The sequence below is a fragment of the Paracoccus yibinensis genome (assembly GCF_030846195.1).
GTDB classification, from domain to species: Bacteria; Pseudomonadota; Alphaproteobacteria; order Rhodobacterales; family Rhodobacteraceae; genus Paracoccus; species Paracoccus yibinensis.
In genome coordinates this window covers 272,003-291,290 of sequence record NZ_JAVCWH010000004.1, presented here as the reverse complement: position 1 = coordinate 291,290, position 19,288 = coordinate 272,003, and the positions used below count along the sequence as shown (strand labels likewise).

General features: G+C 68.4%; 19 protein-coding genes. 5 read left to right on the top strand and 14 right to left on the bottom strand.

The genetic code is table 11. The features are described from left to right. Window positions 1-56: 56 nt before the first annotated feature. A complete protein-coding gene (gene mnmH, locus RAH32_RS11725) occupies window positions 57-1,106 on the bottom strand; it encodes a tRNA 2-selenouridine(34) synthase MnmH (RefSeq protein ID WP_373429707.1) in 1,050 nt (349 codons plus the stop codon). A 1-nt stretch (window position 1,107) separates the two neighbouring features. Continuing rightward, window positions 1,108-1,680 (bottom strand): L,D-transpeptidase, encoded by a 573-nt coding sequence (locus RAH32_RS11720; protein WP_306608118.1) that lies wholly within the window; start codon window positions 1,678-1,680, stop codon window positions 1,108-1,110. A gap of 397 nt (window positions 1,681-2,077) precedes the next feature. Between RAH32_RS11720 and RAH32_RS11715 the strand changes: the two genes are divergently transcribed. Both RAH32_RS11715 and RAH32_RS11710 read left to right on the top strand, forming a co-directional pair. After that, on the top strand, window positions 2,078-4,321 hold the full coding sequence (locus RAH32_RS11715) for a heavy metal translocating P-type ATPase (protein WP_306608117.1): 2,244 nt from the start codon (window positions 2,078-2,080) through the stop codon (window positions 4,319-4,321). Continuing rightward, on the top strand, window positions 4,318-4,947 hold the full coding sequence (locus tag RAH32_RS11710) for an arylesterase (protein ID WP_306608116.1): 630 nt from the start codon (window positions 4,318-4,320) through the stop codon (window positions 4,945-4,947). The genes RAH32_RS11715 and RAH32_RS11710 overlap by 4 nt, the downstream gene beginning before the upstream one ends. On the opposite strand, the gene RAH32_RS11705 is transcribed toward RAH32_RS11710, so the two are convergent. The 5 genes from RAH32_RS11705 to meaB form a co-directional block, all read right to left on the bottom strand. Then, entirely contained in the window at window positions 4,944-5,399 is a 456-nt protein-coding gene (locus RAH32_RS11705) for a copper chaperone PCu(A)C (protein WP_306608115.1), read from the bottom strand. The genes RAH32_RS11710 and RAH32_RS11705 overlap by 4 nt on opposite strands. A 17-nt stretch (window positions 5,400-5,416) precedes the next feature. Further along, window positions 5,417-5,767 carry a hypothetical protein gene (locus RAH32_RS11700; RefSeq protein ID WP_306608114.1) on the bottom strand — a complete coding sequence of 117 codons (351 nt, stop codon included), beginning with the start codon at window positions 5,765-5,767 and terminating at the stop codon, window positions 5,417-5,419. Between the two features lie 97 nt (window positions 5,768-5,864). Then, the gene (gene rpmB, locus RAH32_RS11695) at window positions 5,865-6,155 is read right to left on the bottom strand and encodes a 50S ribosomal protein L28 (protein WP_103173374.1); all 291 of its coding nucleotides are present in this window, start codon (window positions 6,153-6,155) and stop codon (window positions 5,865-5,867) included. 221 nt (window positions 6,156-6,376) lie between these two features. Continuing rightward, window positions 6,377-7,441: a bifunctional transcriptional activator/DNA repair enzyme AdaA gene (locus RAH32_RS11690; protein ID WP_306608113.1), complete on the bottom strand. Its 1,065-nt coding sequence runs from the start codon at window positions 7,439-7,441 to the stop codon at window positions 6,377-6,379. A gap of 52 nt (window positions 7,442-7,493) precedes the next feature. Beyond that, complete coding sequence (gene meaB, locus RAH32_RS11685) at window positions 7,494-8,462, bottom strand: methylmalonyl Co-A mutase-associated GTPase MeaB (protein WP_306608112.1); 969 nt, start codon at window positions 8,460-8,462, stop codon at window positions 7,494-7,496. Window positions 8,463-8,525: 63 nt separating this feature from the next. Between meaB and RAH32_RS11680 the strand changes: the two genes are divergently transcribed. The 3 genes from RAH32_RS11680 (at window position 8,526) to RAH32_RS11670 (ending at window position 11,030) form a co-directional block, all read left to right on the top strand. Further along, on the top strand, window positions 8,526-8,867 hold the full coding sequence (locus tag RAH32_RS11680) for a thioredoxin domain-containing protein (RefSeq protein ID WP_306608111.1): 342 nt from the start codon (window positions 8,526-8,528) through the stop codon (window positions 8,865-8,867). A gap of 66 nt (window positions 8,868-8,933) precedes the next feature. After that, a complete protein-coding gene (gene serS, locus RAH32_RS11675) occupies window positions 8,934-10,226 on the top strand; it encodes a serine--tRNA ligase (RefSeq protein ID WP_306608110.1) in 1,293 nt (430 codons plus the stop codon). A 57-nt stretch (window positions 10,227-10,283) separates the two neighbouring features. Next, the gene (locus RAH32_RS11670; protein WP_306608109.1) at window positions 10,284-11,030 is read left to right on the top strand and encodes a hypothetical protein; all 747 of its coding nucleotides are present in this window, start codon (window positions 10,284-10,286) and stop codon (window positions 11,028-11,030) included. Here the strand turns inward: RAH32_RS11670 and der are convergent. The 7 genes from der to RAH32_RS11635 form a co-directional block, all read right to left on the bottom strand. After that, window positions 11,027-12,511, bottom strand: coding sequence for a ribosome biogenesis GTPase Der (der, locus tag RAH32_RS11665; protein WP_306608108.1), 1,485 nt, complete (start codon window positions 12,509-12,511; stop codon window positions 11,027-11,029). The two genes, RAH32_RS11670 and der, sit on opposite strands and share 4 nt — an antisense overlap. Continuing rightward, the gene (locus RAH32_RS11660; protein ID WP_306608107.1) at window positions 12,508-13,833 is read right to left on the bottom strand and encodes an outer membrane protein assembly factor BamB family protein; all 1,326 of its coding nucleotides are present in this window, start codon (window positions 13,831-13,833) and stop codon (window positions 12,508-12,510) included. Before RAH32_RS11660 ends, der begins: the two co-directional genes overlap by 4 nt. 39 nt (window positions 13,834-13,872) lie before the next feature. Continuing rightward, entirely contained in the window at window positions 13,873-14,541 is a 669-nt protein-coding gene (locus RAH32_RS11655) for a hypothetical protein (RefSeq protein WP_306608106.1), read from the bottom strand. 128 nt (window positions 14,542-14,669) lie between these two features. Further along, window positions 14,670-15,269 carry a superoxide dismutase gene (locus RAH32_RS11650; protein WP_306608105.1) on the bottom strand — a complete coding sequence of 200 codons (600 nt, stop codon included), beginning with the start codon at window positions 15,267-15,269 and terminating at the stop codon, window positions 14,670-14,672. A gap of 87 nt (window positions 15,270-15,356) precedes the next feature. After that, window positions 15,357-15,875 carry a sarcosine oxidase subunit gamma gene (locus RAH32_RS11645; RefSeq protein WP_306608104.1) on the bottom strand — a complete coding sequence of 173 codons (519 nt, stop codon included), beginning with the start codon at window positions 15,873-15,875 and terminating at the stop codon, window positions 15,357-15,359. Then, window positions 15,868-18,798 (bottom strand): sarcosine oxidase subunit alpha family protein, encoded by a 2,931-nt coding sequence (locus RAH32_RS11640; RefSeq protein WP_306608103.1) that lies wholly within the window; start codon window positions 18,796-18,798, stop codon window positions 15,868-15,870. The genes RAH32_RS11645 and RAH32_RS11640 overlap by 8 nt, the downstream gene beginning before the upstream one ends. Further along, window positions 18,795-19,145 carry a sarcosine oxidase subunit delta gene (locus RAH32_RS11635; RefSeq protein ID WP_306608102.1) on the bottom strand — a complete coding sequence of 117 codons (351 nt, stop codon included), beginning with the start codon at window positions 19,143-19,145 and terminating at the stop codon, window positions 18,795-18,797. Before RAH32_RS11635 ends, RAH32_RS11640 begins: the two co-directional genes overlap by 4 nt. Window positions 19,146-19,288: the final 143 nt, after the last annotated feature.

Below are 19,288 nucleotides of genomic sequence, written 5' to 3'. Positions count from 1 at the left end.
TCTTCACCCAAATATCCCCGCCGGAGGCTCCTGTCTCCGCCACCGGTGCAGGGGCTTCAGGCCAGGCGCGCCAGTGCCGCCTCGACCTGTCCCGCCGCTGCCTCCAGGTCATGCAGGTCGTCCAGCGTGACGACCGCCTGTTCACGCTCGGCATAGCGCAGCCGGTGCTTTAGATAGCGCGGGTCGTAATGGTCGCGCAGCAGCCCCTCGGCCAGGCCGCGCCAATCGCGCGCCGCGACCGCAGCCTGCCAGGCCTCGATCCGCTCTGCGGGATGCAGCGGCGACAGCGCGGCCACGATCGCCTCGACCCGGGCGGGGTCCTCCACCATGTCCTCATAGGCGCCTGCGGTATAGGCCGCACGGGCGGCGACCGGCACCTCCAGCCGCAGCCGGGGTGCGGCGCAGATCGCCTGCCACATGGCCTTGGGCACCGTCACGCGACCGATGCGGCTGCTTTCGGCCTCGACCAGGACTGGGCGGGCGGGATCCAGGGCTTCCAGCGACAGGGCCAGCCGCCCTTCGAACAGCTTCTGGCTGGGCTGGCCCTCGGGGTGGCCGCCGAACAGGCTGCCGCGATGGTTGGCGAGGCCCTCCAGGTCGATCACCTGCCAGCCGCGCGCGGCCAGCCGCCCCAGGATTGCCGTCTTGGCGCTGCCGGTATTGCCGTCCAGCACGATCACGGGCGCGGCGACGGGCTGGTTCTGCACCCGGTCCACCACCAGCGCGCGCCAAGCCTTGTAGCCGCCGTCGATCCGGTCCACCCGCCAGCCGATCTGCGACAGGATGGTCGTGAAGCTGCCCGACCGCTGCCCGCCGCGCCAGCAATAGACAAGCCCCCGCCAGCTTCCGTCGCGGTCGGCCAAAGGCCCGGCGATATGGCGCGCCGCATTGGCAGCCACCAGGGCGCCGCCGATCTTGCGGGCATCGAAGGGGGAAACCTGCTTGTAGATGGTTCCGACGCGCGCCCGTTCGGCATCGTCCAGCACGGGCAGGTTGATCGCGCCGGGCAGGTGATCCTCGGCAAACTCGGCGGGCGACCGCACATCGATGATGTCGTCGAACCCAGCCATGGCAGGGTCCGCAACCTGTGTCAGTCTCAGGGGCACATCAATAGACGTAGACGGGCGTTCCGACGGGCACCTGGTCATACAAGGCCATCACCGCCTCGTTGCGCATCCGCAGGCAGCCGTTCGATACGGCGCGGCCGATGGATCCCGGCTCGGTCGTGCCGTGGATGCGGATCGCGGTGTCCTGGCCCTTGTCGTTGTAAAGATACAGCGCCCGTGCCCCCAGCGGGTTCTGCGGACCGCCGGGCATCCCGTTGGCCCATTTTGCGTATTGCTGGGGCTTGCGCTTGATCATGTCCGGCGTGGGCGTCCAGGACGGCCATTCGACCTTGCGGCCCACGGTCGCGCGGCCCTTCCAGACCAGTTCGGCCGTGCCCACGGCCACACCGTAACGAACGGCCCGGCCCGGTGCGATGACATGGTAAAGGAAGAAGTCCTTGCTGACCACGACGATGCTGCCGACCTCGAAATCCTCGCGGATGGCGACTTCGGTCGGGGCATAGGGATCGCGGGCCTGTTGTGGGGCGGCTTCCTGCGAGAAGGCCAGCGAGGGGGCGAAATAGGCGGCGGCCATCAGCGGCACCGCCAGCGACATCATCTCACGGCGATTCATGGTGATCCTGTGGGTCTGGTGTTCTTCTGCTCTCGCCCCGCCATAGCAAGGGACGGCCCCTTGTTGCAACTCACGACGGCGTTTCGGCGGGAAATAGCCCTTGACCCCGATCCTTCTGGCACACATCTGCTGGATATGGTTTCCGTGCGCCCCCCCTGCTGCCATGCGAAGCGCCGCCCGCCGCGGCGGCCCGCGCATCTGTGCAGGGGTCGGGGCGATCGGGCCTGCCGCTGCCACCAGGATGCGCGCCCAGGCCTGGCACGCCCCCTTTGCGCCCCGCGCCGTGATCCGCGCGCGCTGATCGCCGCGCAGTTCCCCCGCCGGGCGCCCCTGCGCCCCCAGGCGCCGCCCCGTTTCCTGAACCCGTCCCTTGGCACGAATTCAGGAAACAAGCATCATGACCGTTCAATCATCTGACCTGCCCGTTCCGGGCGACCTGATCACCACCCGCCTGTCCGTCGAAGGCATGAGTTGCGCCGCCTGTTCCGGCCGCGTCGCGCGTGCCCTGTCAGCCCGTCCCGGCGTCGCGGACGCGCAGGTCAACCTGCTGGCAGGAACTGCAAGCATCCGCCACGCCGCCACCCTGTCCCCCGCCGACCTGGCCGAGGTCGTGACCAGGCTGGGCTATCCGGCGACCGTTCCCCAGGACGCCGCTCCGGTCACCAGGACCGACGAGGCCGCGACCCTGAAGCGCGCCTTCCTGACGGCGCTTGTCCTGACCCTGCCGGTCTTTGCGGCGGAAATGGGCGGCCATCTGGTTCCCGCCTTTCACCACTGGCTGCACGCGCAGGTCGGCACCGCGCCGCTGAACTGGATGCAGATGGTCCTGACGGCGCTTGTCCTGGCCGGGCCGGGGCGGCGGTTCTTCACCACCGGCATTCCCGCCCTGCTGCGCGGCGGACCCGAGATGAACAGCCTTGTCGCGCTTGGCTCCGGGGCGGCGTTCCTGTTCTCGGCGGCAGTGGTGCTGGCCCCCGGTGTGATCCCGCCCGCGTCCCGCCATGTCTATTTCGAAGCTGCGGCGGTCATCGTCACCCTGATCCTGATGGGCCGCTGGCTGGAAGCCCGGGCCAAGGGCCAGGCCGGCGCCGCGATTCGCGCGCTGATCGAACTGGCCCCGGATCGTGCGACCATCCTGCGCGACGGCAAGCCTGTCCCCGTGGCCGTGGCCGATCTGTGGCCGGGCGATCTGGTGCTGCTGGCGCCCGGCGAACGGGTGGCCGTCGACGGCGTCGTCACCGAAGGCCGGGGTCATGTGGACGAATCCATGCTGACCGGCGAGCCCCTGCCCGTCGAGAAATCCCCCGGCGACCCGGTGACGGGCGGCACGGTGAACGGCACCGCCGCGCTGACCTATCGCGTGACCGCCACGGGCGCGGAAACCACGCTGTCGCGGATCGTCGCGATGGTCGAGGGCGCGCAGAACGCCCGGCTGCCGGTGCAGGCCCTGGTGGATCGCATCACCCGCGTCTTCGTGCCCGTGGTGATCGGGCTGGCGGCGCTGACCTTCGCACTGTGGCTGGTCTTCGGCCCCGACCTGGCCCATGCGGTTGTCGCGGGGGTTGCCGTGCTGATCATCGCCTGCCCCTGTGCGATGGGGCTGGCCGTGCCGGTGTCCATCATGGTCGGCACCGGGCGCGGCGCGCAACTGGGCGTGCTGTTCCGGCGGGGCGAGGCCCTGCAGCGCCTGTCGAACGCCCGGCTGATCGCCTTCGACAAGACCGGCACCCTAACGCGCGGGCGCCCGGAACTGGTCGCGATCCAGACCGACGGCATTGCCGAGAACGAGGCCCTGCGCCTTGCCGGCGCCGCCGAGGCGCGGTCTGAACATCCCCTTGGCGCGGCCATCGTCGCCGGTGCGGCCGCACGCGGGCTGGACCTGCCCCCGGCAAGCGACATCCAGGCCACAGCCGGGCGCGGCCTGTCGGGCGTGGTCGAGGGGCGCCGGTTGCTGATCGGCAACCTGCCCGCCCTGTCCGACGCCGGGATCTCCCCTGCCCCCGCCCTTCGCACGGCGGCCGAGGAAGCCGCGGCGCAAGGCGCGACCCCGGTCCATCTGGCCGTCGATGGCCGCCATGTCGCCAGCTTCGCCCTGGCCGACCCCATTCGCGACAACGCGCCCGACCTGATCGCGGCCCTGCACGGCATGGGCCTTAAGACGGCGATGCTGTCCGGCGACGTTCCGGGCACTGCGGGCGCCGTGGCCCGGCGGCTGGGGATCGACGACGTGCGGGCAAGCCTGATGCCCGGCGACAAGCTGGAGGCGATCCGCGACATGGGCGCAGGTTCCGTCTTCGTGGGCGACGGGATCAACGATGCCCCGGCGCTTGCGGCTGCGGAAACCGGCATCGCCATCGGCACCGGCACCAGCATCGCGATCGAATCAGCTGATCTGGTGCTGATGTCCGGCGATCTGGCAGGGGTGCCGCGCGCCATCCGCCTGTCGAGAGCGGTCATGCGCAACATCCGCCAGAACCTGTTCTGGGCCTTCGCCTATAACACCGCGCTGATCCCCATCGCCATGGGCGTGCTGGTGCCCTTCGGCGGGCCGCAACTGTCGCCCATGCTGGGGGCCGGGGCCATGGCGCTGTCTTCGGTCTGCGTGGTGGGCAACGCCCTGCGCCTGCGGGGCGTGCGATGATCGGGCGGCGGGGCGTCCTGGCCGGGGCAGGCGCGATTGCCCTGGCTGGGGCTGCCCCGCCGCGACCCCGCGTGCTGGCCTTCGGGGACAGCCTGTTCGCAGGCTATGGCCTGGCGCAGGATCAGGGGATGGTGCCCCAGTTGCAGGCCTGGCTTGACCGCGACGAAACGCCCGCCACGATCATCCCGGCGGCATTGTCGGGCGAAACGACTTATGGCGGGCGGGTGCGCATCGGATTTTCGCTGCGCCGCCACCGTCCCGATGCCGTCATGGTGGAGCTTGGCGGCAACGACATGCTGCTGGGCTGGTCCGCCGCTCGGGCCGAGGCGAACCTGGACGCAATCCTGACCCAGGCCGGGGCGGACGGCCGCCCCCTGCTGCTGGTCGGGCTGAACCCCATTCCAGGCGAAGCCCGCTGGAGACAGGCCTGGCGCGCCATCTGGCCGCGCCTGGCCGCCCGTCACGACGCGGTGCTGCTGCCCAGCCTTTACGCCCCGCTTGCCGCCCTGCCCAAGGTTCGGCACCGCGACTATCTGCTGGCTGACGGCATCCATCCGAACGCCGCTGGCGTCCGGCTGATGACGGCCGCGCTTGGACCGAAGGTCCGGGAAATGCTGGCGGGCTAGTGGCCCTGATGGCCTCCGTGGCTTTCCTCGGCACGGTCGTTGTCCAGCACCGCCTCGACCGGATGGGTGCCGCAGTCTCCGAAATCCAGCGTCAGGGCGACGGTGTCACCTTCGGCCAGAGGCTTGGTCAGCCCCATCAGCATCACATGGTCGCCGCCCCGCGCCAGGGCATGTTCGGACCCGGCCGGGATGGCGATGCCGCCCTCGACCTTCTGCATCTTCATCACGCCGTCCACCTCGGCATGGGTATGCAATTCGACCACTTCGGCCGCGTCCGACGACACGCCCGTCAGGCGGCATTCGGCATCCTGTTGGTTTTCCACCACCATGAAGGCGGCGGCGGTCTTGGGATTGGTGCTGCGCACATAGGCGTCGCGGATCATCAGCCCGTCATCGGCAAGCGCGGCTGCGGGGGAAAGGACCGCCAGGGCGGCCAGGGTCATGCGGATCATCTGTGTTGTCCTTCGTGTCAAACGGTTCTGATTGCGGAAAACCGTGACCGAGGAGGATCGCGCGCCGCGGGCCGGGGGGATTGCTGGTCCCGCAGGGGCAAGGCCGACACGGAGCGCGCCAGCGTGCCGAAGCCGCGGATGACAGGTCCATCCAAGGGCGCATCTTGCAGCGCGGCCAGCAGGGCCAAGGCCATGTCCGGGCAGATCTGCAGGGATCGGGGCGCATCCGGGTGATCGACGACCACGACGCCATGGCCGGTGCAAAGCACGACCTGTTCGGCGGGGATAACGGTGCCGCGCGCCCCGCCCAGGCCGATGCCGGTGATGGCAAGGCACAGAATCAGCGCAAGATGGACCGGGTGTCGCATGGGGGGACCATCAGCCAAGCGGCGGACGAAGGCAACCGACATGCAAAAGCCCCGCCGTGGAAACGACGGGGCATAATGCCGCAGTCAATCGGCTGGATCAGGCCTGGGGCGCGTCGGCCTTGGCGATCTCGCGCTTGATCTTCAGGGCACGGTCCGACAGTTCGGCATCCTTCGCCTTGGCCAGGAAGGCGTCCAGGCCGCCCCGGTGATCGACCGAACGCAGCGCCGCGGCCGAAATGCGCAGCGAATAGCTGCGGCCCAGGGCGTCGGACATCAGCGTGACCTCGTTCAGGTTCGGCAGGAACCGGCGACGGGTCTTGTTGTTGGCGTGGCTCACATTGTTGCCGGTCATCGGGCCTTTGCCGGTCAGTTCGCAGACGCGCGACATGGTGTTGATCCTTCGTCTTTGCTATGCGGGCGGTCCCGGCAGGGGGTTCCGGCCCAAAGTGAAAGGGCGCCGCGAGGCAGCGCCCGGAATTCCGTTTGCGCGTCCCTAATGGAAGCCGCGCGGGCCGTCAAGCCGGAATCACCCCCCTGCCGTTTTGCCTTGGTTCAAATATCCTCGGGGGGTCCGGGGGGCGAAGCGCCCCCGGCGCTCGCGGGACGCAATCAGGCATAGCCGCGCTCGATCGCGATCAGCTTTTCCTTGCGCCACAGCCCGCCCGCATAGCCGGTCAGGGTGCCGTCCGCGCCGATCACCCGATGGCAGGGCACCACAAGGGCGATGCGGTTCGTGGCATTGGCGCGGGCAACGGCGCGGATGGCCGTGGGACGCCCGATGGCGGCGGCCAATTGCAGATAGCTGCGCGTCTCGCCCGCCGGGATCGCTTGCAGCGCGCGCCAGACCTGCTGCTGGAAAGGCGTGCCGTGCAGGGTTACGGGCACCTCCAGACGCGGCGCCCGGCCCGCGAAATAAGCCGCCAACTGCGCCTCGGTCAGGTCGTGGACGGGTGTGCGGCCCAGGCCGACGCGACCGTCCACATGCGCGGACAGGCGGCGCAGGCCTTCGGGCAGCGCCTTGCGGCCGATGAACTCCAAAAGATGCAGCGCCTGGTCGTCGGCAATGGCAATCATGCCGCCCAGGGGCGTGTCGATCCAGTCGGCCAGCAGGTCCGACCCCTGCCGCAACTGGTGCGGCGCATGGCCGAACAGCCGCGCGAAGGCCGCCCGGAAGCCTGACGCCGAATTGAATCCCGCGTCCAGCTGCGCCTCGATCATCGCCGATCCTTTCACCAGGCTGGACATGCCGCTGCGCAGCCGTGCCGCGCGCGCCATCTCCAGGAAGCTTTGCCCGAAATGCCGCTTGAAGGCCCGCCGCACGGTCGAAGGGTCATGTCCAAGCGCCAGCAGGTCGGATTCGGACCAGCGGCGGTCCGGGGTTTCCTCCAGCCGGGCCAGCAGGTCGCGGACCAGCGGATCGCCTTCGGCAGTCGCGCCAAGCGGGTGACAGCGCAGGCAGGGGCGAAAGCCTGCGGCCTGCGCGTCCTTCGCGGATGCGAACCAGCGGCAGTTCCTGGCAAGCGGCTTGCGGGCCGGGCAGGTCAGGCGGCAGAAGATGCCGGTGGTGGCAACGCCCACCAGGGCGCGCCCTTCCCAGGCGGGGTCGCGCGCCACAAGCGCGGCATAAAGCGTATCGTGATCAGGCAGGTCCAGCATGTCGTTCACCCTATCCATGCCTTCGATCCTACCCGATTCGCGGGGCAGCACGGGCCGCAAAATCGGGCGTCTATTTCTGCGCCGCCAGCCAATCCAGCATGTCCTGCGCGGCTTCGGCGGGAACGGCATGACCATGGGCCACGGCATCGCCCAACTGCATCAGCCGGTCCCGCGCGGCGGGCGTTTCCAGCTGCGCCAGCAGGCCCGCGCGCACATCGGCCAGAAACCAGTGCCGCGCCTGTTCGGCCCGGTTGGCCGCGAAATGCCCCTGCGCGCGCCGCCATTCGGCCAAGGCCTGCATGTCGTCCCACGCCTTTGCCAAACCATCGCCGGTCGCAGCGGATACCGGCAGCGCCTTGGGAAATCCTTGCGGGTCCTGTGGGCGCTTGCGCAACAGGCGCAGCGCGCCCGCGTAATCCGCGACCGTGCGCCGGGCGGTGCCCAGCAACTCGCCATCGGCCTTGTTGACCAGGATCAGGTCGGCCATCTCCATGATGCCACGCTTGACGCCCTGCAATTCGTCGCCCCCGGCCGGCGCCAGCAGCAGCACGAACAGGTCGCACATCTCGGCTACCAGCGTTTCGGATTGGCCGACGCCCACCGTCTCGATCAGCACCACGTCGTAACCCGCCGCCTCACACAGCCGGATCGCCTCTCGCGTGCGGCGCGCCACGCCGCCAAGCTGGGCATTGGACGGCGTGGGCCGGATGAAGGCCATGGGGTTCCGGGACAGCGTCTCCATCCGCGTCTTGTCGCCCAGGATCGACCCGCCCGACCGCGTGGACGAGGGATCGACCGCCAGCACCGCCACGCGCAGGCCCTGTTCGGTCAGCATGGTCCCGAAGGCCTCGATGAAGGTGGACTTGCCGACGCCGGGGGTGCCCGACAGACCGATCCGCAGCGCCTGGCCGTCGGGCAGGTCCGCCAGCAGCGCCACCGCGCGGGCGCGATGATCGGGCCGCGTCGATTCGATCAGCGTGATCGCCCGCGACAGCGCGCGGCGGTCCTTGGCAACCAGGGGTTCCAGAAGCTCGTCCATGAGGAAGGGATAGGGGGCCAGGGGGCGATTGCCAAGCCACCGCCGCCACCCGATAATGCCGCCATGATCCGCTTCCTTGCCGCCCTTGCCCTGATGACGCTGCCCGCCGCCGCCGACCCCCTGCGCCTGCTGATGGTCGAGAAGGACGGCTGCATCTATTGCGAGGCCTGGGACCGCAACATCGGACCGGGCTATGCCGCATCAGACGCCGGTCGCGCCGCCCCGCTGATGCGCGTGGACATCCACGGCCCCTATCCCGACGGGCTGGCCCTCGCGCGGCGCCCTTTCGTCACGCCCACCTTCATCCTGCTGGACGGCGGGTCCGAGGTCGGGCGCCTGGAAGGCCACATGACGGCGGCGCAGTTCTGGCCCGCCTTGTCCTCCCTGCTGGACCGGGTCCGCTGAGCGGGCTTTCCCACGCCCCGCGCATCGGCTAGTCACCGGGCAACGCTTTCAGTCCAGGTGACGATCATGCATGACATCCGTGCCATCCGGGAAAACCCCGCAGCCTTTGACGCCGCCCTGTCGCGCCGCGGTCTTGCCGCCATGTCAGACCGCATCCTGTCGCTGGACGCCGACCGCCGCGCCCGCATCGTCGCCGCCGAGACGGCCCAGGCCGACCAGAACCGCGCCAGCAAGGACGTGGGCGCCGCCAAGGCGCGCGGCGATGACACCGAGTTCGACCGCCTGCGCACCATGATCGCGGAAAAGAAGGCCGACGTGACCCGGATGCAGGCCGAGGCCTCGCTTCTGGATGGTCGGCTCCGCGATCTGCTGATGGAGATCCCGAACCTGCCGCTGGACAGCGTGCCGGACGGCCGAGACGAGAACGACAATGTCGAGCTGCGCCGCTGGGGCAACCCGCGCGCCTTCGACTTCACCCCGCGCGAGCATTTCGAGATCGCGGGCGTGCGTCCCGGCATGGATTTCGAAACCGCCGCAAAGCTGTCGGGCAGCCGCTTCGTTGTCCTGAAGGACGGCGTGGCGCGCATCCACCGCGCGCTGGCCCAGTTCATGCTGGACCTGCATGTGACCAAGCACGACCTTCAGGAAACCTGGACCCCCGTCCTGGTGCTGGAGGACATGATGGTCGGCACCGGGCAACTGCCGAAATTCGGCGAGGACAGCTATCTGACCCGCGAAGGCTATTGGCTGATCCCCACGTCCGAGGTCACGCTGACCAATACCGTCAACGGCGATCTGGTGGATCACGCCAGCCTGCCCCGCCGCATGGTCGCGCACAGCCAATGCTTCCGGTCCGAGGCCGGCAGCGCGGGCCGCGATACCACCGGGATGCTGCGCCAGCACCAGTTCGAAAAGGTCGAGATGGTCTCGATCACCGATGCCGACACGGGCGTGGCGGAACATGACCGCATGACCCGCTGCGCCGAGGCGGTCCTGGAGGCGCTGGAACTACCCTATCGCACAATCGTCCTGTGCACCGGCGACATGGGCTTTGGCGCGCGGATCACCCATGACCTGGAAGTCTGGCTGCCCGGCCAGGACAAGTATCGTGAAATCAGCAGCGTCAGCTATTGCGGGGATTTCCAGGCGCGGCGGATGAACGCGCGTTATCGGTCCGACAGAACCGGAAAGCCGGAATTCGTCCATACGCTGAACGGATCGGGCCTGGCCGTGGGACGGACGCTGATCGCGGTGCTGGAAAACGGCCAGCAGGCCGACGGGTCGGTGGTCCTGCCCGCCGCGCTGCATCCCTATCTGGGCGGGGCGACGACCCTGACCGCCGAAGGCAAGCTGGCCTGATCGGCCCAACTTTCCGCCTGGCACAGAAACTGCCCGCCGATCGCTGCGTTGTCCTGCATGGCACGCGCAGCGGACATCCTTTACCTGGGATCGGTGACAATGTTCGTTGCCAGCGGGTTACTGCTTTCAACCATGGGGCGTCCCGCCCTGCAAATCGCCGCGCCTACATTGTCTCCGGGACTGGGCTACGAGGCTTTTGGGGGCAATCCGGCAGGGCCGATCGCGACGTTGCCGCAGCTTTATGTCCAGCCGCAGACCCCGCTGATGTGGGCCTTGCTGATTGCATTGTGGTTGCTGCTGCTGCTGGACGGTCTTGGGCAATACTTGGATCCGTCCGACCATGGCCCCCATCCTGCCTGGCATCCTCTGACCTTGGCCTTGGCTGTGGGCGCGGCCTGGCCCTGGCTGGCCGATCTGCACAAGCCGCTGGCCACACTTGGCGCGCTGCTGATGCTGACTGCGGCCCTGTCGGGGGCGATCCGCGGGCGGGGCCAGCGCCGCCCTGCCCTGGGCTTCCTGGCGGGGTGGAGCGTCGCGCTTGGCACCGGCACCGTCGCCACGCTGATCGGCGCGCCCCTGGAGTTGACCACGCCGCAGACCGCGATCCTGGCGATCCTGCCCGGCGCTGTCATCGGCATGATCGCCCAGGAACGGCTGGGCCGAACGCTGGGATTCTCGCTGGCGATCATCTGGGCCTTCTGCGCAGTCGCCATTTCCACCATGGGCAGCAATCCGGGTGTCGCCCTGGCCGCGATCATCGGGATATCGGGGATGGGCGTCGTGCTGGTGCGGGCTGCAACCTAGGCGCCCTTGGGCTTCTGCCGGTTCTTGTGCTTGGACAGCGCGCCAGACTGGCTGATCTTGTTTGCCTTTTCCTTGTAGGGGTTGTCACCCCCCTGGTCGCGGAAGAACAGCCGGATCGGCGTGCCGGGCATGTCGAAATCCTGCCGCAGCCCGTTGACCAGATACCGCTGATAACTGTCAGGCAGCTTGTCGGTATGCGTGGCCTTCACCACAAAGGCCGGTGGCCGGGTCTTCACCTGGGTCATGTAGCGCAGCCGGATTCGCCGCCCGCCCGGCGCGGGGGGCGGGTGGCTTTCGGTCATCGCCCCAAGCCACTGGTTCAGCCGCGCGGTGGAAATGCGGCGGTTCCAGACCTCGTGCGCCTTCAGGATCGCGGAATGCAGCCGGTCCAGCCCCTTGCCGGTGCGCGCGGACACGGTGACCAGCGGCGCACCCTTCAACTGCGGCAGAAGCTTTTCGAAATTCGCCCGCAATTCGTTAAGCTTCTGGGGCTTGTCGTCTTCCAGATCCCACTTGTTCGCGGCGACGACGACCGCTCGGCCCTCGGTTTCCGCGAAATCGGCGATGCGCAGATCCTGCTGCTCGAACGGGATGGCCACGTCCAGCAGGACCACCACGACCTCGGCAAAGCGGACGGCGCGCAGGCCGTCGGCCACGGAAAGTTTTTCCACCTTGTCCGTGACCTTGGCGCGCTTGCGCATCCCGGCGGTGTCGAAGATCCGCATGGGCGTGCCCATGAAGGTCGTCGCGACGCTGATCGAATCGCGGGTGATTCCCGCCTCGGGTCCGGTCAGCAACCGATCCTCGCCGATGATCTTGTTGATCAGCGTGGACTTGCCCGCATTGGGACGCCCGATGACGGCCAGTTGCAAGGGACGCGCGGCGGATGGGCGCCAGTCCTCGGCCCCTGCCCCGCTTTCGGCATCCTCGTCCGAGATGTCGATGTCGGTTTCCGCCGCCACCGGCGACGGGCGCTCGGCCTCGATCTGGTCGGACAGCGGGACCAGGGCACGGTAAAGATCGTCCATGCCTTCGCCATGTTCGGCGCTGATGCGCAAGGGTTCGCCCAGGCCAAGGCCATAGGCCTCCATCGCGCCCGCCTCCCCAGCCCGGCCCTCGGCCTTATTCGCGGCGACGATCACGTGTTTCGCGCGCTTGCGCAGGATGTCGGCGAAGTATTCGTCGACCGGGGTGACGCCCACGCGGGCGTCGATCACGAACAGGCAGATGTCGGCCTCGTCCACGGCCCGTTCGGTCAGGCGACGCATCCGGCCCTGAAGGCTGTCATCATCGGCCATTTCCAGGCCGGCGCTGTCGATCACGACAAAGCGCAGGTCGCCAAGACGCGCCGCGCCTTCGCGCAGGTCGCGCGTAACGCCCGGCTGGTCGTCGACCAAGGCCAGTTTCTTGCCGACGAGGCGGTTGAACAGGGTCGATTTGCCAACATTGGGCCGACCGACAATGGCGAGGGTGAATGTCATCTGAATGCGTGCAATTGGCCGTTGCGCGAGACGACATAGATCGTCTGGCCCGCAACGGCGGGGGCGGTGGCGGCACCACCGGGGATTTCGGCCTGGCCCACCAGGGCGCCGGAATTGGGGTCGAACACCCGCATCACCCCGTCCGAAGAGACGACGAACAGGCGCCCCCCCGCCAGGACCGGGCCGAAATGTGCGTGGATGCGGTCCTGCCTGCGGACACGCTCGGTCGTGTAATAGGGAAGCTGGACGCGCCAGATCGCGCCGCCGGTCGCGGCGTCCAGGCGGATCAGCTCGGCCTGGTCGTTGACGGCGAAGACCGACCCGCCCGCCACGACGACCGGGCTGTTGGCCCCGTCCTTGGCCGACCACGCCTGGATCCCGCTGTCCAGTTCGACCGCGTTGATGCGGCCCGACGACGTGCCGCCATAGACGATGTTGCCCGAGATGACCGGATCGCCGGTCACGTCGCGGATATTGGCGATGGCGCGGCCGATCCGCAGCCCACCGATCTGCGCGGTCCACAGGGTCGCGCCGGTTTCGCGGTCGGCTGCCAGAAGCTGGCCCGAGGCGAAGGGGAAGATCACCGTGCTGCCCTGGATCGCCGGAACCGACACGCCCATCACCCCCGCGGTCGAGGGCGTGCCCGAGGTCTGCCACAGCACCTTGCCGTCGGACGCGCGCACCGCCCAGCCGATGTCGTTGCGGCCCAGGACATAGACAACGCCGTTCTGCACCGCCGGACCGCCGCCGATCGGCGCATCGACCCGCTGGCGCCACAGCACCCGGCCAGACGCGGCGTCAAGCGCGACCAGTTCGCCAAAGCCGCTGGTTGCATAGACCCGGCCCGCCTCATAGGCCAAGCCGCCGCCCGACACGCTGTCGCGCGTTTCCAGCGCGGGGGCGATGTCGCTGGTCCAGGCGGTTGCTCCGCCGGTGGTGGTGGCCGTCACACGCGTGCGGCTGTCCAGCGTGAAGACCAGCCCGCCGCCCACGACCGGGTCGGCGCTGATGCGGTGGCGCTTGTCGCTGCCTTCGCCGATATTGGCCGTCCAGATGCGGGTCGTGCCCTGCCCCACGGTCAGGTGGCCCGGCTGATGCGCGGCATTGCCCGCGCGGTGGGTCCATTCGGCATTGGTGACGGGCGCCGCAAGCCGCAGCGCGGTCGAGGTGACGGGTGCCGGGCCTTCGATCGCCGGCCCGTCGGGCGAGGTCACGGCCAGCGGGTCCAGCCGCTGCCCCGGCAGGATCACTTCCCGTTCGCCGCAGGCTTGCAGGCCAAGGGCGGCCGCCAGGGCCAGGGTCAGTCGCAGCGTGGCGGTCATTCCTCGCCTCTCCCTCGTATCGTTCGGTGGCCCGCTGGATCAGCCCGCGGGCATGTTTTCGGATGGTTCCGGCTCGACGCCCAAGGCGATCATCATCTCGGACAGGCGGAGGCGCAAGGCCTCGGTCATGCCGTCCTTTTCCTGGATCTGGCGGATCAGGTTTACGGCATCTTCCGTCCGGCCCGCCCCGATCAGGGCGATGGCCTTCTGTTCCAGCGCCAAGAGTTCGAACGGAGCGCCCGCACGCGACAGCCGGGACAGGATTTCGTCGCGCTGCGCGGGATCCATCGTCTCGCCCTGCAGCATGACCAGCTTCAATTCGGCCAGGTCGTGCAGCACCGTGCCCGCGGCGGCATCGCCCGCCACATCGCGCAGGGCATCGGCCGCCGCATCGTCGCTGTCGCCCTCGGACCATTCCGAGGCCGCCAGAAGCGCCGCAAGCACGCGGCGGGATTCGGCGCCCTGCGGATCGACCGCCATGATCGCCGCCGGATCGTCGCCTGCCTGGGCCGCCAGGATCGCATCGCCCCAGGCACGCGCCTGGGCTTCGGCGCGCGACTGGCTGTATTCGCGCCAGATCACGCCCGCGACGATGCCCAGGATCAGCAGGCCCGCGACCCAGCCCCAGCGGCGAAACAGCCGGAACAGGCGCTCGCGGCGCAGATCCTCGAACACCTCGTCGATGAAGTTGTCGTTCTGATTGGCCATCCTTGCCTTCCGCAACCGTCTTGCGCCCTGTCTTATACCGGCACGCGGCGGAAAGCCAATGCCGCGCCGATCACAAGAAAAAACCCGGCGGAACGGATCCGCCGGGCCTTTTGCCGATGGGGCAAGGATCACATGCGCGAGGCGACGTTTTCCCAGTTCACCAGGTTCGACAGGAAGTTTTCCAAGTATTTCGGACGTGCGTTGCGGAAATCGATGTAATAGCTGTGTTCCCACACGTCGCAGCCCAGAAGCGCGGTCTGCCCGTGGCACAGCGGGTTCACGCCGTTTTCGGTCTTGGTGACTTCCAGCCCGCCGTCGGCGTTCTTGACCAGCCAGACCCAGCCCGAGCCGAACTGGCCCACGCCGCCTTCGGTGAACTTCTTCTTGAAGTCATCGACCGAGCCGAAGGATTCGGTGATCGCGCGTTCCAGTTCCGACGGCATGGCGCCCGGCTTCGGCGCCATCATTTCCCAGAACTGCGCGTGGTTCCAATGCTGGCTGGCATTGTTGAAGATGCCGTTCTGCGCGACCGCGCCCTTCTGGTAGGTGCCCTTGACAATGTCCTCCAGCGACTTGCCGTCCCATTCGGTGCCTGCCACCAGTTCGTTCAGCTTGTCCACATAGGCCTTGTGGTGCTTGTCGTGGTGGAATTCCAGCGTTTCCCTGGACATGCCGCCTTCGGCCAGTGCATCATGCGCATAGGGAAGATCGGGAAGCGTGAAAGCCATTTTCTGTCCTTTCAGAAGGGGTTGAGCCTTGGTCGGGCGCACGGTCCCGCATTCGCGGGCCAAACGCAAGGGGTGCGGGCCGGGTTCCTAGCGCGGGGCCAGCCCGCTGCCGGGAATGGCCGCGTTTTCCAGGACCAGGCGCAGGTAATCCGCCGTCGACCGGAAACCGATCAGCCGGAAGCCGCCGGGGATGCGCCACAGCGCCGCCGCCGTCTGGGCCGCGCGAGAGCGCCGCAATCCGTCGGACGGCAGGTCGTCCAGATCGACGGGCATCAGCTTCCCGATCACGTCACCCGCATGGGGACCGGTCACGTCGAAAACCGCGCGGGCGTCCGACACATCGGCGACCAGCGCATGTTCGGAAGCCAGGGCATCGGTCAGCGTCGTGATCGCGTCGTCCAGTTCCGCCGCAGGCAGGATCAGCAGCAATTCGTCGGGCGACATCCAGCCCAGCGACCGGCTGCCATCGGTCACGATGCGGGTTTGTCCGGGAATCGCCAGGCCCGCGGCCTCGGCAATCGTGTTGCCTGTGCGGTCCAGGCCGGCCCGGATCGTGACCATGCCAAGCCCATCGACACGGGCGATGTCTGCAAGCGCCTCAGCCATTCAGACGGGTTCCTTCCTTGTCGTAGAAGACCGGATCGACGATCCGCGCTTTCATCACCTCGCCCGATGGCAGGGGGAATTCCAGTTCCTGCCCCATCCGCGCCGGGCCGTGGCGCACCAGTCCCATGGCGATGGGGCGGTCCAGCGTCGGCGAGTGATAGGAGGAGGTGACGCGCCCCTGCGTCTTGCGCTGTCCGTTGGCGTTCACGCCCGGTTCGACCGCATAGGCGCCGTCGGGCAGCACCTGACCATCCAGGCTTTCCAGCCCCACCAGCTGCCAGCGGCTGCCATCCTTCATGAAGCTGCGGGCCTGCGCACGCTTGCCGATATAGTCCGGCTTCTTCTTCGAGATCGCCCAATGCAGCCCCAGGTCCTGCGGGATCACCGTGCCGTCGGTTTCGTCCCCGATCATGATGAAGCCCTTTTCGGCACGCATGACATGCATCGCCTCGGTGCCATAGGGGGTGATGTCCAGGTCGCGGCCCTCGGCGTGCAGCTTCTCCCACAACTCCAGCCCGCGGCCCGCGGGCACGGCGATCTCATAGGACAGCTCGCCCGAGAAGCTGATGCGATAGATGCGCGCGGGGATGCCCGCCAGCTCGCCTTCGGCCCATTGCATGAAGGGCAAGGCGTCCTGCGACAGGTCGATGGTGCCGGGCAGCCGCTGCAACAATTCGCGCGCCTTGGGTCCGGCCACGGCGATCTGGGCGTATTGCTCGGTCAGGTTGGCGGTATAAACCTGCCAGTCCCACCATTCGCATTGCAGCCAATCCTCCATATGCCCATGGATACGGTCTGCCCCGCCGGTTGTGGTGTGGCAAAGCCAGGTGTCGGCGGACAGGCGGGCGACGACCCCGTCATCCATCAGGAAGCCGTTTTCGTTGCACATCAGGCCATAGCGGCATTTGCCGACCGGCAGCGTGGACATCATGTTGGTATACATCATGTCCAGGAACCGCCCGGCATCCGGTCCCTTGACGATGATCTTGCCCAGGGTCGAGGCGTCCAGCGTGCCGACGGACTTGCGCACCGCCAAAATCTCGCGGTTGACGGCGTCATGCCGGTCCTCGCCCGCGCGGGGATAGCTGTAGGGGCGGCGCCAGTGGCCGACGGGCTCGAACGACGCACCGTTGCGGGCGTGCCAGGCGTGGATTGGCGTCTTGCGCAGCGGCTGGAAGGTATCGCCCTTGGCCTCGGCCGCGATGGTGCCAAGGGTCAGGGGCGTATAGGGCGGGCGGAAGGTGGTGGTGCCCGTGGTTTCCAGCGGTTGGTTCAGGGCCTTCGACAGCACCGCCAAGCCGTTGATGTTGCTGACCTTGCCCTGGTCGGTCGCCATGCCCAGCGTCGTGTATCGCTTGGCATGTTCGACGGACGCATAGCCCTCGCGCGCAGCCAGTTCCACGTCGCTGACCTTCACGTCGTTCTGGAAATCCAGCCACATCTTGGCGCGCAGCCTGTAGGGCGCGTTTTGCGGCATGACCCAGACCGGCATGGTGGGCGCCTCGGAGCGTTCCAGGTCGCCCGCGCAGCGCAGATCGCCATTGGCGGCGCCAAGGACCGTGACCATGGCCTTGCCATCCGCGCCCAAAGGCGGGCGCGAGGGGTCGGGACGGAACATCGCCTCGGGTTCGTCCCAGGTGATCCTGCCGCCGCAATGGCTGTAAAGATGAACAACCGGAGACCAGCCGCCCGACATGGCGACCACGTCGCAATCAAGCGTGCCGGTGACGCGGCCATTGCCTGCCTGATCGCAGAGCGCCACGCCCTCGACGTGATGGCTGCCCTTGACCTTCGCCACGGCCTTGCCGGTCATCACGGGGATATTCGCCGCCCGCACCGCCTGCGGTAGGTCGCCACTCGCCTGCGGGCGGGCGTCGATGACGGCCACGACCTCCAGCCCCGCCGCCTGGGCGGTCAGGGCGGTGCGATAGGCGTCGTCGTTGTTGGTGACGACCACGATCCGCTGGCCGGGCGCCACGCCGTAATCGGTGATGAAATCGCGCACGGCAGAGGCCAGCATCACCCCCGGCACGTCGTTGCAGGCGAAGGACAGCGGACGCTCCAGCGCGCCGGTCGCCGTGATCACATGGCCCGCACGGATCCGCCACAACCGCTGGCGGGGGATGCCCTGGTTCGGGTCGTGGTCGGCCAAGGCTTCGCGGGCCAGCAGATAGCCGTGGTCGTAAAGCCCGGTCGCCATGGTGTTGCGGCGCAGGGTCACGTTGCCGCGCCCGCGCAGGTCGGCCAGCAGCGCGTCGATGGCGGCCTGGCCGCCGTCGTGGTCGACAGGCGTGCGCCCGCCCCAGACCGGGTTCTGCTCCAGCACGATCACGCGCCCGCCCTTGTCGGCGGCATCGCGCGCCGCCGTCAGCCCGGCGATGCCGCCGCCGACGACGACCACCTCGGCAAAGGCATAGGCCTGTTCATAGCGGTCGGGATCAGGATCGACCGGCGCGCGGCCCAGCCCCGCGCTGCGGCGGATGATCGGCTCGAACACATGCTTCCAGAAGGGTCGCGGGTGGATGAAGGTCTTGTAGTAGAAGCCCGCCGGCAGCAGCGGCGACAGCCAGTTGTTGATCGCGCCGACATCCGCGTCCAGTGAGGGCCAGCAGTTCTGGCTGCGCAGCACCATGCCCGCCACAAGCGCGGTGGTGCTGGCGCGCTGGTTCGGCTCGAACCGGCCACCCTGGCCCAGGCCGAAGAGCGCGTTCGGCTCCTCGGCGCCCGAGGCGAGGGGGCCGCGCGGGCGGTGATACTTGAAGGACCGGCCCACCAGCATCTGGCCATTGGCCAGCAGGGCGGATGCCAGCGTGTCGCCCTGCACACCGCGCAGGTGGCGGCCGTCGAAGCGGAAGCCAAGCTGGAAGGCGCGGTCGATCAGGCGACCGCCGCGCGGCAGGCGGAAGGGGGGTGTGCGGCTCATCCGACCACCGCCTCGGATGCCTGGGGCCAATCGGGCACCCATTCCGCGCGGGCCTGGCGGGCATTGGCTACGATCTCATCGGTCGCGTGCGCCGTCTGCGCCCTGTAGGTGCCATAGACCTGCATCGTATGCGTATCGCGTGCGGCCAGGAACCACTTGCCGCAGCCATAGGCGTGCCGCCAGCGTTCGAAATGCACGCCCTTGATGTTCTTGCGGGCGAACAGATAGGCCTCGAATTCCTCGGCCGTGCCGTCTGGGCCGATGCGTTTCAGATGCGCCTCTCCCCCTGGGGACAGTTCGGTTTCCTCGGCTTTGACGCCGCAATAGGGGCAGGTGAGGATCAGCATGACAGGCTCGGCAGGTGGGGGATCAACGACGAAAACCACCCGCGCGGAAAGGCTGCGGGTGGTTCAGGCGGGAAGGCCGGGGGCTGGCTGCCCCCGGACCCCCGCGGATATTTCAGTGAAGAAGAAACGTGAAGTCTGGCGCG